We start from the raw sequence: 14,984 nt of genomic DNA on the forward strand, positions 1-14,984 counted from the left end.
CACACCCATCAGACAGGTTCACCCCGCCGCTTGTGGCTGTCCGCCGAGCAGGCCCGCGCCGATCAGATCGGTCATCGGGTCGGCTGTATTTTGGGTCGTTCCTGTTGACGGAATCGACAAGCGCTTTAAGAATATCTTCTTCCATGAACGCAGAGGTTTTCTCCACTTATTTACTTGCATAAAAATGATAACAAAAGCGCGGCGCAATTTGCTGCGCTTTCCAAGCTATTTTATTCCGACTCTCGCTCTTTGAAGGCTTGCCCTCCGTGCTCCGGGAAGCGCTTTCCTTCTTCTCAGCTTTCTCGGCTTTTTCAGCTTTTTGCGCTGGATGTGTCTCCCGAAAGGTGACTTGTGATCTGTAGCGTTGAAGCCCGACCCCTTGAAGATGATCTTGGTCGGGGTGATGACCTTCTTTAATGCCTTCTTGCGGCATTCCCAGGGCGGAGTCTTTAATGGGGTGTCGGTGAAGAAGTTGGTGGCGTTCGGGTGGATTCCACAGGCTTCACAGCGATAAGTATAGACTGGCATTTAATTCTCTCCTTGCATAACTTTCCGGAACAGCATTGCGCGATTGCTAGCGCGATTTGACAGTGAGGGCAAGCCTTGAACGCGCCATGTTATAATTTTCTAACATAAGCGTAAGCCATCCTGAGCGAAGGATTGAGCGTTCTTTTGCACCGAAAATCCGCAGCCGAAGGATCGTTGATAACAGATCCATTATATAGACTTTGATAGACTTCCGAAGTCTTAGAAACTGTTTAATAATTTCACCACGAAAGTCACAAAGGCACCAAGCCACTAAGTTTTTCCTTTGAGTCTTTGAGACTTTGTGTCTTTGGTCAAAAACCAAACTTATTAAAACAGTCTTTTAGGGATATCACGCTACTTCATCGAGATCATCTGCGCAGTCTGACGGCCCCACCAACCGGGCCGTGAGTCTGGTGGATGAATTGCTCAAGAGATTACGAGCATGATTCAGTCGGTGGCGCTCATTCCTCGGACGGAGGCAGGTTCGAGGTCAGCGTGAACCCAGGGAGTTAGTCTTCTCGAAATTACAGGCGAAACGCGTCAGGCAGAAGCGGGCGAGATCGTCAATCTTATTCATAAAATGGTTGAAGGATAAAGAATGGCAAAAAGGCAGAGTTTTTCGGGCGCGCGCCCAACCGGTCGTCAACTTATCTTGGGAATTATTTGGGTGCGATGAAGAAATTATGTTGCGATGCAGGAAGATTATGAATGCGTCTATTGTGGATGTCCACGCGCTGACCACGTGGAGACCGCTCAAAATTAGACAGAACACAATGGAAATGGCGCAAGTTGGCTCGCGGCGGGGATGCGCCCTGAAAGATTCGATCATCTTTGTGCAGTCGCATGTGCCGCAGGTGATGGAGTTGCACACCTACGCTCAATGGTGACGCAGTTCGGCAGGATTGACCGACCTGCCGACCTTTAAGGAAAAGGTGCGCCAACAGCCTGAGAATATCAATTATGGGCTGGTCGGCTATCCCGTATTAATGACCGCTGACATTGTCCTCTACAAAACGGACGTGGTTCCCGTCGGCATTGATCAGGCTCCCCATATCGAATTTGCGCGTGAGATCGTACGTTCTTCAATTATCGCTATAAGACCAAGGTCTTAGTCAAGGCCGCAAGTGAAACCATACCGAAGTGCTGAAAGTGGTCGGCCGTGACAGCAAGGATAAGATGAGGCAAGAGTTTGAACAACCACATCGAACTTGCCACTACGCCCGAAAGTGACCGTGAAGCGCGTGAAGGGAAATGGTCACCAAACCCTGCACGTCAGCGCCGCACCGATGCAGGCAATCCTGATGTGTGCAATGTGTTCACCATGCACAAACTATTTTCTCCTCAAGAGGAAGTGGATATGATCAACAGCGAATGCCGTAAAGCGGGCATCGGCTGTGTAGATTGTAAGATGCCTTTGCCGCCAGCCTTAACAAACATCTGGAGCCGTTCCGCGCCAAACGCGCCAAGGTGGCCGCCGGCCCCAATAAGATTGAAGACATTCTGCACGACGGCGCCAAAGGCGCGCGTGCCATTGCCGAACAGACCATGGTCGAAGTGCGCGAAGCCATGCAGTTGCCGTAGGATTTTAAAAGTAGGCGAAGTGAACATGTATACATGCCTGCTTGCCTACTGTTTCCTGTCTACATTCTCTTCCCCATGCGTTTATTAATCCAACCAGAGTTTCACAGGCCAGTGTCACAGTCAACTTGAGCAGACTATTTCCCCAGATCGGAAATGGTCTGCTGATTTCTGTGGGCATTAGTCACGGCGATGGGGAAGAGCGGGCTACTTTCCTCGCTGAGAAACTGCCAGCCTGCGCAGCATCTTTGAAGATGAACAAGGCAAGACCAATCTCTCAGTTCTCGATGTAAAGGCGAGGCGGTTGTCGTTTGGTTGCTATCGCCGATGCGCGCGAAGGCCGCCGACCGTCCTTGGCGGTGCCGCGCTGCCCGAGGTTGCATCCCCGCTGGTGGATCGTTTCATCGAATTATTGCGCAGTCACGGCGTGCAAACTCAAACCGGTCAATTCGGCGTGCGCATGAAAGTTAGGATTCACAACGACGGGCCGGTTACCATCTGGCTGGAAAATAAAATGTCGAGCTCCAACCAAAAAGTAAAAATACTGCTCGCGTTTATTTTTTCTGGCCTGCGCCATCATCCGCTTAACAAATCTGCTGCGGTCTGCGCCGCGTGGTTAGTGGATACCACCGCCTATCTTAAATTTCACAACAGCCCGCTTCAGACATTCGCTTTTAGGAGATAAACGTCCGCTGATGTTCTTCTCTTAAAGAATTTCAAGAACAAAATACCTCGCTGACATCTTTGCTTCACCAAGCCAGTTCGCGATTCTCGCCTGGGGCCTGCTTGCCCTCCTTCGTCCAGCGCAATCCATGCGGATAATCTGAAAACTGCAACTGTTATCCTTTGGCGTGATCCTCGCTTTGAGTCTCGAGCACCTCGCCAGCTGGGACTTTATGTCATGAAGTGACCGAGTCTCTGTCTCGTGGTTCGTACTTTTTCCTCGCCCTCGGCATCTGAAGCTCCCTCACGGCTGGCGCGTGGAACAAGGTCATCGCTCTGTGTGTCGCCGGCCTTTTCCTTGCATTTACCCACGATACAAATGCCTGTCTTTTATGAAAATGCTGGCCGGTATGCTGATTCTTGCTGTGCTGTTTCGTTGGGCGCAGCCGCGAGTCGTAATCCTTGCTGCTTTTTTCTCTTTACGCATTAAATAACATCAACTCCGAAACCGGTGCGCGCCTGGATCTTCCCGTTCGAATATATTGTTGGACGCCGCATTCTCTTAAACACAGAAGCGTTGCGTTCTCTTGAAGCCTGCGGAATGCCCGTCCCACCGGCGCTGCTAGAGATGGTCAACAATTATGGGCACAGTCAAGACAGCGCCTTCTCTCCCAACCCAGAATTGAAAGATTATCGCATCTGGCTGGCAGCGCATGGCAAAACCTGTTACATGAAGTGGCTGTTATCCAACCCGATACGCGGTATTAGGTTGACATTCGCTTGATCAATTTCAAGGATTGATCGCCTTTGCAGATATCGGCAAATTCTTCGCCCGCGGATATGATCCGCTGTTGCCGTGGTTCATTGAGCCGTTTATTTATCGGTGAAATTCATCGCTTCCGTGGATCATTCTGACCATCGGCGCATTGATCGCGATCTGGAAACGCGCGTGGACCATTAATCCGCTGTGGGGTGTGTACATTCTGCTCAATCTGCCCATCCTGCCGCATCTCTTCATCACCTGGCACGGAACGCCATGGCCCGGAACGTCACGCACTTTCTGTTGGCTTGCAATTGGCGCTTTGTCTTTGGATCGCAATTTTCTTTTTTTTTGATCAGTTTATGTTGCAACGAAAATCCACTAAAAAGGTAAATGGATAAACTCATATGACAACCCAAAAACACTACTCTTTTCAACGTTTTACCCATCGTTTCGCCATGATGCGCTCGGTTTCTGCATTTCTCTCAATCGGACTTCATCGTCTGGATACAGTGGTCTTGAAGTTAGCAAAGGCAAACACACCGTCGCAGAACTGGTCGGCCTGCCCATGATCGAGATCACAACCATTGGCGCCAAAAGCGGCGGGCCGCGCACCATGCCATTGGTCAGCCTGATCGATGGCGAGAAGATCGCATTGATCGGCTCAAACTTCGGACAGAAGAATAGTCCCGGTTGGTATTACAACCTTAAGCGCACCCGCAATGCCGTGAATCTCAACGGTCGGGCAGGCGAATATAGTTGCCGCGAGACACAAGGCGAGGAACGCGAAAAATATTGGCAGATGGCCGTCTCGGTCTATAAGTGGGTACGCGCTATACAAGATCGAGCCGCGCATCATGGATTCGGTGATGATTTCGGAACCAATAAAATAATTGTCAAGATGAGAATTTCATGATAAAGTTGCGCTTGTAGGATGCAAGTGGCTTTTCGTTGTGGAAATATGAAGATAATGATCAAGCACAACCTTTGAAGTGTTTTGTTTTAACCGCCCGATGAAAGACATACTGCGTCACCTTATTTTTATTTGCTGTAGGAGGCAAAAAATGTCTGATCGTGTAATCGGTACAGTAAAATGGTTCAAGGTAATTTCAAAGGGTTTTCGGCTTCATCGAACGTGAAGGCGGCCCGGTATGTCTTCGTCCATTTTCCGGCAATCGGGGCGAAAGGCTTCAAAAACTTACCCAGGAAGGCCAGAAAGTCAATTCACCATCGAAAACGGCCCCAAAGGTTTGCAAGCTGCTGACGTCGTAGTTCTCTAATTCTGAACCGCACAAAAGAGTCTCGCTGAAAAGCGGGACTCTTTTCTTTTACCAGAGCTTACGCAAAAAATGGACTGCGGACTTTAGTCCGCTCTTACTGAAACCGCAGACTAAAGTCTGCAGTCCGAAAAAAATTTTGATGAATTCCACGCCCCGGCTTTCTCCACCACTGTTAGCTCGCTTCTTTCGGGACCAGAAACTGGCATCCATTTCGACAGCCATTGCCCCCGCTGACAGCGCTATCCGCCGTGTCTTGTTTGCGTCAGATGCCGCCTGCGCCGATGATGAGCCATTCCGATCGTCGCAGCGGTAGACAATATCCAGCGTGCGCGGAAATAACGGCCGACCATACAATCTGCCAGTTGTTATTGTTTTCATCGTTCATCATCGCCGCGCGGTGGTGATGCTGTGGCGCTGCCGCTTCACTGAATTAAACGCGGGCCGAGGATAGCACTTGTTCAGCGGGGGAGGTTGGCGAATATTAAGGGTTTCTCCCGACACACGTTTCCAAATTTAATGGGAATAATATCGTTTGATAGGGAGCGAAACCGAGTTCAACAACCAATATTATCAACGCCTTCCGAGCATTTGCACCTACATGCGCATCGTCTCTTCGGGGCGGTCTGCCATTAGGTTGACGATGATGGGCATGTCAGCGCCGGTTCCAGCTGCTTCACTGTTTTGAGCACTGCTGAGAGGCCGGGATTTGGCAGCCGAATGTAGCGAGGATCCGCCGGGGAATTCGATCAAGGCCGGTTGGGCGAGGGCAGGCGCGAGCGCAGAGAGATCGGATTCGTAACAAGGCGCCGAACGCGTCAAAGTTAATAAGCGGCGCGTGGGTCGGGGCAGATCCCAATAATCCCGCTGTGTTCATGATTGGTTTTGCAGAAATATAAGTCACGTTTCATGTTTGATGCCCAAACCTGACGGGTCTCATAAGAGCCGTACGATTCAAATGATTTATGAAGACCTGTCAGGTTTTTATGGAGGAAAATTATACAAACCCCACAAAGGAATTCGTGTGTTGGATCTAAGTCGTGTGCTGGCTGGCCCTTATTGTACGATGGTTCTCGGTGACCTGGGGTGCGGATGTGATCAAAGTGGAGCCGCCCGAAGGTGACGAGACACGCAGTTGGGGGCCGCCGTTTCTGGCGGAAAGGAGAGCGCGTATTATTTGTCCGTCAATCGTAACAAGCGCGGCATGGTGATCAATTTAAAAAACGGACGAAGGCAAAAAGATTTTGCGTGACATCGCGCTGCAAAGTGATGTGCTGGTGGAAAATTTCCGCCGGGACATTGGAAAGATTTGGTTTGGATTTTGCCACCTGCATCAGTTGAATCCGAAATTGATCTATTGTTCGATCACGGGCTTCGGTCAAACGGGTTCGATGAAGGATAAGCGGTGCGTTTTATGACAATTCAGGCAATGGGCGGATTGATAGGCATTACCCGGCGGTAGACGAGGGTGAGCCCATGAAAACAGGCGTGGCGCTCGTGTATTTCTTTGCCTGGCAGAATGCGATCATTGCGATTCTGGCGGCCTTACAAGCCCGCACGTTGACAGGTGAGGGGCAGTATTTGGATATTGCCTTGTTTGCCTCTCAATTGGGCTGGCTGGCGAATGTGGCCGGTAATTATTTGATCTCGGGGAGATCTGCCGAAACGTCACGGCCTCTTCACCGAATATTGTTCCCTATCAAAGTTTTCAAGCCAGTGACGGATTTGGTTCGCAATTGCGGTGGGAAATGACCTCAGTTCGCGCCCGCTTAATGCGAGATGCTTAGCAAGCCCGAGCTTGGCATGGATGAAAAATTCGTCACAGATGCTGCGCGTGTGCAAAACCGTGAAAGAGATCGTTGCTTTGCTGGTTTTAATTTTCAAAACAGCTTCTACGCTACTGAATTAGCTGCAAAAAACTGGACGAGGCTGAAATTCCATGCGGACCGATACAGAATTTCGAGCAGGTCTTTTCGATGCCAACTGTGCAGGAACGTGAGATGCTGATCAAGGTGACTCATCCCACGATTGGCGAGCTGCCGCTGGTCGGCTCGCCGCTTAAGATGAGCGCTACGCCTGTGACATATCGCCTGCCTCCGCCGTTGATGGGGGAGCACACTGATGAGGTGTTGAGGGAGTTGGCGAACTAATTGGGTATATAACCATGGCTGTGTTTAATTTCAGGGTTATCGGGAAGTTATATATGAGTTGTTAGACGCGTTAATATTGCTGTATAACAACTGGTTGGGTAGTTCAACTGGAAATGGAGGATAAAATGAAAAAAGGTAGTAAGACTGTAAAAGATGAAGGTTCTGCTAAAAATTTCAAAACTCTTGAAGAAAGATGGACGCTCGATGGTGATATGTCAGGCGCATTCACGATGTATAACCACGAGCCAACTCTTGCCGAATTAGGTTTGCGCGGAAGAAGATTACCTGCCTGCACATTCTATATGCAATAGGCTACGATGGCACTATGGCGCAGAAGAAATTCAATGGATATTCAAACTTGGAATTTGGATGCGAACTCAAGAGAAAAGAAAAGTCAAACACAATGAAAGTAACGGACGATTGTCAAGAAGAAACTGCCAAGAAATCTCGCTAGCAGTAATTCCAGAACGTGCCCAACAAAGCGTGCACATCTGACGCTGGGGCGCTTCGCGTGCAAAACCTCAGCAGTTTCCTGCGCCTCATCATCTTTCTAATTGGACGGCTCCTTTGGCCCTGCTCCAGCGCAGTCCATGCAAACGGTTGGGTGTTTTCCTCCATTTCAAGTGAGCCTATGGATCAAAACGCATAATTTTAGTTCGACATGGTCAATCAGAAGGTAATGTTGATAAACGCAAGTATGAAAATGTTCCTGATTTTGCTTTGAACCTCACAGAGGAGGGTATTAATCAAGCCTTAAATACTACGGCAAAGAGATTAAAGAAATTATTGGACAAGATCCGTCCACGTATACCTTTCGCCTTTCTATCACCTCCACAAACTTATGCGCAAATAGCTAAAAACATTGTAGCCCACGTGATTAAAGTCTTTGAAGATCGTATACGAGAACAAGACTGGGGACATTTTCGCCACCTCGAAGTAGGCGAAGAGACGACAAAGATCGAGATAAATACGGCACCTTTATTATCAGATCCCAGATGGAGGAATCTTGCGCAGATGTTTTAGATAGGAGTTGCTTTTTCTCGTACACTTTATCGAGATTTTGGAAACAAAATTATCGAGACAATACATTGATAGCCAACTCATGGAATGACCTTAAGATTATTCTTAATACGCTGGTTTCATTGGACTGTTGAGAATTTGATAATTTGCAAAATCCAAAAGTACCGGGTTGTAATAATGCAAAAAGATAATAACTAATCCTAGAATTTAATAATCGTTTGGCTAAAGAGATAAAGCACCTAATAAGCGTACATCTGACTTTAGGACGGCTTCGCTGTTCCAGCGTCAGCGTAGTCCATGCAAACGGTTAGGTGAGACTGTACGCTGAAAAGTGAAGCAAACGTAATCTGCTTTTCAATTGTGGACATACAAAACGGTTAGTTAGTCAGGAGATATAAAGACTAACGAGCCAGATAGAGTATTGAAATGAGCAAAGAAAAAAAGAATGTTCGGTATAGTTGGCATCTACTTCTAATAGTTGCGGTGTTTCTATTTCTTTATGGGATTGCTGTGTATGATTACATTATGACCGTCAGTCATAATCAAACTTATTTTGAGTATCTTCGTTACAATCAAGTCGTTATCGATTATTTTGAAAATTATCCCCTAGTTCCATTTGTGTTTTGGACTATCAACGTTTTTGGCGGCGTAGTTACGCTGTTATTAATGTTGATGAAAAAAGAAATAGCGTTTTATTGTCTGTTGTTTCCTGTCTGTTGGTTAGATTTCACCACATTTGGTTTTCTCAATCGTTGGAATGTAATTGGAGCAAAAGCATCAACCATTGATATTCTCATGCTGATATTGACATTAGGTCTTTGTATTTATAATTATTTTTTCTTTAAGAAATCATACAGATGAAAGTCATAAGCAACCTACAGGTATTTCAAGGCAAAAAAGCCGCTCAACAAAGCGATGCTGACTTGCACAGGAAAAATCGCGTCGAGCAGTTTCCTGCTTCCAAATTTAAAACTATCAGGGGTGATTAATGTTACTGAAATTATTACCGGGTGCGCCAGATGACTTTGATTTTGAAATTGGTGATTGGGAGGTTAAACATCGCAGACTAAAGGAAAGATTAAAGGCTGCAATAGATGGGAAAATTTGATGGAATCTTCCACAAAGAAAATTCTTGGAGGTTTGGGAACCTGGAAGATAACCTTCTTCACTTTCCAGCCTTATCATTTCGCGCCATAGCCTTGCGTTCCTATAATGCAGAGACAAAAAAGTGGTCTATTTGGTGGTTGGATGGTCGCTTTCTGATTCCCTGGATACTCCTGTGGTGGGAGAGTTTTCCAACGGCATCGGTTTATTCTTCGCCGATGAAATACTCGAAGGCATGCCGATAAAGATTCAGTTCAAGTGGGAGTTGTTGAAATTAAATCAACCCCGTTGGGAACAAGCTTTCTCTGCTGATGGGGGAGCTACCTGGGAAACGAACTGGACAATGGACTTTTTCCCAAAGGCAAAAATATAACACTTCGGTGAACCGGCTGGCAAATAGCGAATTGGACGCCGGGGCGGGCGGCTCAATAAGCAGGTCACAATGTCGATGTATAAATTACAGACTCAACGGCTTGATATAATTCCACTTACCGGATTCAATTACGACAATATCTTGAATATCCAGACTTGTTGGAGCAGGAATTAGGTATTCCGATCTCACGAGAAATAGTTACCGAAGATACACAGCGTGCTATTCGTAAAAAACTCTCTAAGATGTCTCATGCTGATCAAGCCCAATTGGCCTGGTATACATATTGGTTGCTCGTTATTCGTGCTGTATCTTTCGGGGCAGGTCTGGTTGGTTTTAAAGGACCCCCCGACCAGAATGGCGAAGCTGAAATTGGGTATGGAATGGATCAAAGTTACCAACAACAAGGTTACACGACTGAAGCAGTGAAAGCAATGATTGCGTGGGCATTTGAAGAAACATCTTGTCGCGCAGTTGTTGCTCGTAATACCAGGAAGTCGAATTTGGCTTCACAGCGAGTATTACATAAAGCAGGTATGAAAGTTTATGAAGAATCAGAAGACGCTTTTTGTTTGAGAGTCGAGCGGTGATAATGCTCTCCAGCCGTAACAGCCTAAATAGGCAGCCTAAAAAGCGTGCATCTGATGTGCGGTATTCTGCGGCAAACTTCGTGTCGAGCAGTTTTTCAGTTGGATGGCTTCGCTGTCTCCGCCCCGGCAGACAGTCTACGCAAACGGTTGGGCGGTTCACTCAGTAGAAATTTCAGAATAATTATGGATGATTATCGTATGGCTATAACTCAACGCCCCTTTTCAACCGAGCAAGACAAATATCTAATGTCTGCTCTGGCTCGCCAATGTTCAGAAAGCAATCTCCATAATGTAGATTTGCCCTACCGTTTTAGTTCATGGGCGTTTGACAATCCTGAAAACATCAGTTTATGGTTTGATGAAAACCAACAACTTGTTGCTTGGGCGGTACTTCAAACACCTTTTTGGACTATTGATTATGTATGTCATCCTGAACAAGAATCGCATCTGCATCAAGAAATCCTTTCATGGGCAGATCAACGCGCGCAAGCAACACAGAATACGCTGTATGCGCGTCCTGCATGGTTTGTCATGGTTTTCTCCGGCCAAAATAACCGTATTCGCGACTTGGAAAATGCAGGTTTCAAATGTCAGTCGGATGTAGGCGAAGATTCTTGGTCAAAAGTGCTCATGCGTCGCTCATCTCAGACACCTGTAAAAATATATGAAGCTCGCTCAGGTTTTATTGTTCGCCCATTGGCAGAAGTTCAGAAATATGTGGAACTTCATCAATCTGTTTTTGAAAGCAAAAACATGACATTAGATTGGCGCACTCGCACACTTCAGCATCCTGGTTACAAGCCAGATTTAGATATAGTTGTTGAATCTCCTGATAAACGTCTGGTTGCTTTTTGTATTTGCTGGTTCGATGAAAATTCAATGACAGGGCATGTTGAGCCATTAGGCAGCCATAAAGATTTTCGACAATATGCTCTTGGGCGAGTCGCTCTTTCAGAAGGATTACGCCGCCTCCAGTCTCTTGGAGCGCAGAATATTTTTGTTGAAACAGATAACTATCGGAATACTGCTTTTCGGCTTTACGAGTCGTTTGATTTTCAGACGATACAAGATGTTCTCGTATATCGAAAAGATTATGAAACCGAGTAGCGTAGAGCCATTTTAAAACCACCGTCCAACAAACCATGCACTTGATGCTGGGGCGCTTCGCCGTCTTCGCCCCGGCAGACAGTCTACGTAAACGGTTGAACGTTAAGGGAACTAGAAAGAATCGATGGAGATCCTGAATGAACACAAAACTACTCATCGTCGATGGACACTGCTCAGTAGGTAAATCCAGTATTTCAAAAAGTGTATATAAACAGATCGCCCTGACTCATGATGTCTACTGGCTGCATGAAGAGTGCGAAACTCATCCCATACGGCATCAAGAATTCACCTTTGGCGAATTGAATACTACTGAAGGCATGGAATTAAATAGGGTTGGGATGTTACAGAAGTGGATGGCATTTCGAGATTCAATCAAGTCGTCTGGGAAAGTGTGTGTTACTGAAGGATGTTTTTTGCATGCCTACGACCGGTATTTTATTCATAGTCTCTGGAATGAGGATGATATCGTTACCTATTCTTCGCAGGTATTGGAGGTCATCAACGAATTAAATCCCATCCTGGTTTTCCTACATCGTCCGAATCTTCGGGCAAGCCTGGAAAAAGCCTTTCTCGCCCGGGGGAAATGGTGGCGCGACCTAATGCTTAGAAGAGATGATTTGCATGTGTACTTTAAGCATCATGATTATGTAAACGAAAACAGTATGTTTGCTGCCATTGAATATGAACAGATCAAGATGATGCAGATATTTGATCGATTACAGTGTTCAAAGATTAAAATAGATACAAGCGAAGAAAAATGGGATCAGTATTCGCAGGAAATCACCACCTTTTTGGGTTTGGAGTATGGGAAAGTGGATCCTCATCCATGTGACATGCCGCAATATCTTGGCACCTATCGATGGCAGAGAATGGAGCCCGAGACTGAGAATGGATCATTAATTATGACGATAAAACAAATGTCTATATACGTCCTTATTTTGGCCCTATATGCCCATGCGATGTATGGCAGATCATGTGTTTGAGTTAATATCATTTCCTGTGGAATTGCATTTCCAAAAAAATCAGGATCGTATGCAGTTTAATGTCCACGGAAATTACGAGTGGGAATATAACAATCAAGTATTTAGTAAGACTTAAAAACCGCTCCAACAAAGTGCAGATTGGACTTTGGGAGTTTTGCCGCACCAACCTCAAGCATTTCGTGTACATGTGACTTCGAGCTTTTTCTGCTTCCGAACAGGGTCCACGCCGCCCAGGCGGACAGTCTGCACAAATGGTTGAGCGCTTCGTTTTGTCATAAATAAATTAATTGAGATACAAAGAAGGTTCATAACATCCATGAGTACAACCATCCTAAGTATATTGTTGGGAATAGGCGGCATGTTTGGATGGGGCGTATATGACTTTCTCGGCGGCGTTTTTGCTAAAAAAATCGGGGCTTTCAAATCTTTGTTTTGGTCGCAATTGGCTGGTTTAATTTCCGTCTTGCTGCTTGCCATTGTTTTTAAATCAAACGTCAATAGTTCTCTTTTGGTATTCGTTTTGTCCTTGATCGCAGCAGCGCTTTATTCTGCCGGGTATTTGTTTTTCTTCAAAGGTTTTGAGATAGGCAATGTGTCAATTATTGCCGCGACGATGAATTTGTGGGCTGTGTTCACCATGTTGTTTGCGTTTATATTTATGGGGCAGCGGCTTTCCACCTTGCAAACTGTAGGTGTTTTGATGATTATTTTGGGCGCTGCTTTTGCATCTTTAAATTGGAATGAAATTAGGAATCAAAGATTCCAACTTTCCGCTGGTGTCAAAGAAGCTGTCTTTGGGGCTTTTTTCTTTGGTGTTTTTTGGAATATTAGCGAGATTATTTCTGAACAAGCCGGGTGGTTATTAACGACTCTGTTTGTAAAACTTGGAATTGTCTTATTCTTGTTAATCTATTCGCTTCTTGTAAAACAAGAAATTGGTTTGAATAAAGTTTCGACGAAAACAAAACGCATAATTTTATTGATGGGGACAGTTGAAGCTGGCGCAGTGGCGCTCGTTAATTATGGGTTGACAATTGGAGATGCAATATTTAATTACGCCGATTGCCTCCGCATTATCAATAGTGACGATAACACTGGCTATTGTTTTCTTGAAAGACAAAATTACCAAAATTCAAGGTCTCGGAATCGTTATGGCTATTATCGGTATAGTTGTCACTGCACTTTAATTCCGCTTTTTTTTGAGCATTTTAAAGCACGTTTAAATCAATCAAGTTATTGCCTTTTCGCAGAAGCACCTGCACTGCCTTCGTAGGAGCATGGTGCAAGTGATTGTGTTCAATACGGCGATGGAGTGCGATGGGATGTCGTAACTGATTTTGCATAAGAGCTTTAAAACTACAAGTAAAAACTGTGACCGCATCTTCTGGCAGGGATGTGGTCACTTTGTATAGCGGGAAATATCTGCATCAATCAAATGTTTGCGATTTTCATATTTTGATTCTCCCTGCACTTTGTGAAACCTTTTTATGAGATAACACGTAAAGAAAGAAAAGATTTACTCGGGCTATTTTTAATAAGGAGCAGCATGAAAGCCATACTATTCACAAAATACGGATCGCCGGATGTCCTTCAGTTTACGGATGTGGAAAAACCCATCCCCGGGGATGATGAAGTCCTGGTAAAAGTCCATGCGGCATCTGCAAATCCCGCTGACTGGCACATTATGCGCGGCGCGCCATTTCTGGCCCGCCTGGTCAATGGACTTTTCAAACCAAAACACCCAAGACTCGGTGCGGATGTCGCCGGGCGTGTGGAAGCAACAGGTAAAAACGTGACGCAATTCCATACAGGGGATGAGGTCTTTGGGGAACTGTCATTAAATAAAATGGGCAGTTTTGCTGAGTATGTATGCGCCAGTGAAGACACATTTGCCTTGAAGCCGGTCAATATGACCTTTGAGCAGGCGGCGGCAGTTCCTTTGGCGGCATTCACTGCTTTGCAGGGACTGCGCGACAAAGGACAGATTAAATCCGGTCAAAAAGTTTTGATCAACGGCGCATCCGGTGGGGTGGGGACCTTTGCGGTGCAGATCGCTAAATCATACGGGGCTGAAGTCACAGGCGTATGCAGCACACGAAATTTGGAACTGGTGCGCTCGATCGGCGCGGACCATATCATTGATTACACCAAAGAGGATTTTACGAATAATGGTCAGCATTATGACTTCATCTTTGATGCGATCGGAAATCGTTCGGTTTCAGATTTGAAGCGCGCTTTAACTCCCAATGGGATTGGTTCCATTGCCGGGTTCACATCCCTGCCTCTTTTGTTCAGTGCTATGTTCTTTGGCGGCAAACAGGTTGGTTTGATGGAGACAGCGAGTGCAAACAAAAAAGACTTGCTCTTTATCAAGGAGCTTCTTGAAAGCGGGAAGATAGTCCCTGTTATTGATAGAGCCTACCCGTTAAGTGAGACGCCCGAAGCGATCCGCTATCTTGAAACAAGCCGGGCGCGTGGGAAAGTAGTCATCACTGTAGAGCATAAATAACAAATGAAAACCTGCGCTGCAGGAGTGCGGATGATTGTTTATCTTTGGAAAGAGGGGGGGGGGGGGGGGGGGGGGGGGGGGGGGGGGGGGGGGGGGGGGGGGGGGGGGGGGGGGGCGGGGCCCCCCCGGGCGGGGGGGGGCGGGGGGGTCGGGGGGGGGGGGGGGGGGGGGGGGGGGGGGGGGGGGGGGGGGGGGGGGGGGGGGGGGGGGGTTGCCCCCCGTGAGAAGGTTTCTGTGTGGCTGTCAGCCTGGCTTTCAATGTCGTCACAGTTTGGTATGCGTGGACTTGGGTTTAAAAGAATTCGTCAGTGGCACAAAAGGAAAGGAAGCAGTTTGGAGAACGGT

Annotated in this window: 24 protein-coding genes and 1 pseudogene; 21 read left to right on the forward strand and 4 right to left on the reverse strand. The window is 46.6% G+C overall.

Annotated features, from left to right (window positions below):
• Positions 1–225: 225 nt before the first annotated feature.
• Positions 226–528 (reverse strand): FmdB family zinc ribbon protein, encoded by a 303-nt coding sequence (locus tag IPL71_RS16835; RefSeq protein WP_514130808.1) that lies wholly within the window; start codon positions 526–528, stop codon positions 226–228.
• A 704-nt stretch (positions 529–1,232) separates the two neighbouring features.
• Here IPL71_RS16835 and IPL71_RS16840 point away from each other — a divergent pair.
• Together IPL71_RS16840 and IPL71_RS16845 are read left to right on the forward strand one after the other, a co-directional pair.
• The gene (locus tag IPL71_RS16840) at positions 1,233–1,415 is read left to right on the forward strand and encodes a hypothetical protein (RefSeq protein ID WP_345323625.1); all 183 of its coding nucleotides are present in this window, start codon (positions 1,233–1,235) and stop codon (positions 1,413–1,415) included.
• 15 nt (positions 1,416–1,430) lie between these two features.
• Complete coding sequence (locus IPL71_RS16845) at positions 1,431–1,640, forward strand: hypothetical protein (protein WP_345323626.1); 210 nt, start codon at positions 1,431–1,433, stop codon at positions 1,638–1,640.
• A gap of 229 nt (positions 1,641–1,869) precedes the next feature.
• Here the strand turns inward: IPL71_RS16845 and IPL71_RS16850 are convergent, their stop codons facing one another.
• Both IPL71_RS16850 and IPL71_RS16855 read right to left on the reverse strand, forming a co-directional pair.
• Positions 1,870–2,136, reverse strand: a complete 267-nt coding sequence (locus IPL71_RS16850; RefSeq protein WP_345323627.1) for a hypothetical protein — start codon at positions 2,134–2,136, stop codon at positions 1,870–1,872.
• Positions 2,114–2,287: a hypothetical protein gene (locus IPL71_RS16855; protein ID WP_345323916.1), complete on the reverse strand. Its 174-nt coding sequence runs from the start codon at positions 2,285–2,287 to the stop codon at positions 2,114–2,116. Before IPL71_RS16855 ends, IPL71_RS16850 begins: the two co-directional genes overlap by 23 nt.
• On the opposite strand from IPL71_RS16855, the gene IPL71_RS16860 reads away from it, so the two are divergent.
• From IPL71_RS16860 to IPL71_RS16885, 6 genes are all read left to right on the forward strand, one after another.
• Positions 2,235–2,399, forward strand: a complete 165-nt coding sequence (locus tag IPL71_RS16860) for a hypothetical protein (protein ID WP_345323628.1) — start codon at positions 2,235–2,237, stop codon at positions 2,397–2,399. The two genes, IPL71_RS16855 and IPL71_RS16860, sit on opposite strands and share 53 nt — an antisense overlap.
• A gap of 11 nt (positions 2,400–2,410) precedes the next feature.
• Positions 2,411–2,791 (forward strand): D-aminoacyl-tRNA deacylase, encoded by a 381-nt coding sequence (locus IPL71_RS16865; protein WP_345323629.1) that lies wholly within the window; start codon positions 2,411–2,413, stop codon positions 2,789–2,791.
• A gap of 489 nt (positions 2,792–3,280) precedes the next feature.
• Positions 3,281–3,553, forward strand: a complete 273-nt coding sequence (locus IPL71_RS16870; RefSeq protein WP_345323630.1) for a hypothetical protein — start codon at positions 3,281–3,283, stop codon at positions 3,551–3,553.
• A gap of 142 nt (positions 3,554–3,695) precedes the next feature.
• Positions 3,696–3,884, forward strand: coding sequence for a hypothetical protein (locus IPL71_RS16875; protein ID WP_345323632.1), 189 nt, complete (start codon positions 3,696–3,698; stop codon positions 3,882–3,884).
• A gap of 52 nt (positions 3,885–3,936) precedes the next feature.
• Positions 3,937–4,101 (forward strand): hypothetical protein, encoded by a 165-nt coding sequence (locus tag IPL71_RS16880; protein ID WP_345323633.1) that lies wholly within the window; start codon positions 3,937–3,939, stop codon positions 4,099–4,101.
• Complete coding sequence (locus IPL71_RS16885) at positions 4,098–4,445, forward strand: nitroreductase/quinone reductase family protein (RefSeq protein ID WP_345323635.1); 348 nt, start codon at positions 4,098–4,100, stop codon at positions 4,443–4,445. The genes IPL71_RS16880 and IPL71_RS16885 overlap by 4 nt, the downstream gene beginning before the upstream one ends.
• A gap of 958 nt (positions 4,446–5,403) precedes the next feature.
• Here the strand turns inward: IPL71_RS16885 and IPL71_RS16890 are convergent.
• Entirely contained in the window at positions 5,404–5,628 is a 225-nt protein-coding gene (locus tag IPL71_RS16890) for a hypothetical protein (protein WP_345323637.1), read from the reverse strand.
• A gap of 136 nt (positions 5,629–5,764) precedes the next feature.
• Between IPL71_RS16890 and IPL71_RS16895 the strand changes: the two genes are divergently transcribed.
• The 13 genes and pseudogenes from IPL71_RS16895 to IPL71_RS16945 all read left to right on the forward strand — a co-directional run bounded on the left by IPL71_RS16895 (position 5,765) and on the right by IPL71_RS16945 (position 14,639).
• Complete coding sequence (locus IPL71_RS16895; protein ID WP_345323904.1) at positions 5,765–5,929, forward strand: CoA transferase; 165 nt, start codon at positions 5,765–5,767, stop codon at positions 5,927–5,929.
• A pseudogene (locus IPL71_RS26100) lies at positions 5,910–6,224 on the forward strand (CoA transferase). Before IPL71_RS16895 ends, IPL71_RS26100 begins: the two are co-directional and overlap by 20 nt.
• 58 nt (positions 6,225–6,282) lie before the next feature.
• Positions 6,283–6,558, forward strand: coding sequence for a CoA transferase (locus IPL71_RS16900; protein ID WP_345323638.1), 276 nt, complete (start codon positions 6,283–6,285; stop codon positions 6,556–6,558).
• Between the two features lie 197 nt (positions 6,559–6,755).
• Positions 6,756–6,956: a CoA transferase gene (locus IPL71_RS16905; protein ID WP_345323906.1), complete on the forward strand. Its 201-nt coding sequence runs from the start codon at positions 6,756–6,758 to the stop codon at positions 6,954–6,956.
• A gap of 125 nt (positions 6,957–7,081) precedes the next feature.
• Positions 7,082–7,267, forward strand: a complete 186-nt coding sequence (locus IPL71_RS16910) for a hypothetical protein (protein ID WP_345323640.1) — start codon at positions 7,082–7,084, stop codon at positions 7,265–7,267.
• Between the two features lie 337 nt (positions 7,268–7,604).
• Positions 7,605–7,979, forward strand: coding sequence for a histidine phosphatase family protein (locus IPL71_RS26105; protein ID WP_514130811.1), 375 nt, complete (start codon positions 7,605–7,607; stop codon positions 7,977–7,979).
• A gap of 423 nt (positions 7,980–8,402) precedes the next feature.
• Complete coding sequence (locus IPL71_RS16915; protein WP_345323642.1) at positions 8,403–8,837, forward strand: hypothetical protein; 435 nt, start codon at positions 8,403–8,405, stop codon at positions 8,835–8,837.
• A gap of 367 nt (positions 8,838–9,204) precedes the next feature.
• A complete protein-coding gene (locus IPL71_RS16920; protein WP_345323644.1) occupies positions 9,205–9,453 on the forward strand; it encodes a hypothetical protein in 249 nt (82 codons plus the stop codon).
• A 158-nt stretch (positions 9,454–9,611) separates the two neighbouring features.
• Positions 9,612–10,040 (forward strand): GNAT family N-acetyltransferase, encoded by a 429-nt coding sequence (locus IPL71_RS16925; RefSeq protein WP_345323646.1) that lies wholly within the window; start codon positions 9,612–9,614, stop codon positions 10,038–10,040.
• A 183-nt stretch (positions 10,041–10,223) separates the two neighbouring features.
• Positions 10,224–11,147, forward strand: coding sequence for a GNAT family N-acetyltransferase (locus IPL71_RS16930; RefSeq protein WP_345323647.1), 924 nt, complete (start codon positions 10,224–10,226; stop codon positions 11,145–11,147).
• Positions 11,148–11,284: 137 nt separating this feature from the next.
• On the forward strand, positions 11,285–12,130 hold the full coding sequence (locus IPL71_RS16935; RefSeq protein WP_345323648.1) for a P-loop NTPase family protein: 846 nt from the start codon (positions 11,285–11,287) through the stop codon (positions 12,128–12,130).
• Positions 12,131–12,446: 316 nt separating this feature from the next.
• The gene (locus IPL71_RS16940) at positions 12,447–13,403 is read left to right on the forward strand and encodes an EamA family transporter (protein ID WP_345323649.1); all 957 of its coding nucleotides are present in this window, start codon (positions 12,447–12,449) and stop codon (positions 13,401–13,403) included.
• 273 nt (positions 13,404–13,676) lie between these two features.
• Entirely contained in the window at positions 13,677–14,639 is a 963-nt protein-coding gene (locus IPL71_RS16945; protein ID WP_345323650.1) for an NAD(P)-dependent alcohol dehydrogenase, read from the forward strand.
• The last annotated feature ends 345 nt before the right edge of the window (positions 14,640–14,984 follow it).

Source organism: Candidatus Villigracilis proximus (genome assembly GCF_016717045.1).
Classification (GTDB): Bacteria; Chloroflexota; Anaerolineae; order Anaerolineales; family Villigracilaceae; genus Villigracilis; species Villigracilis proximus.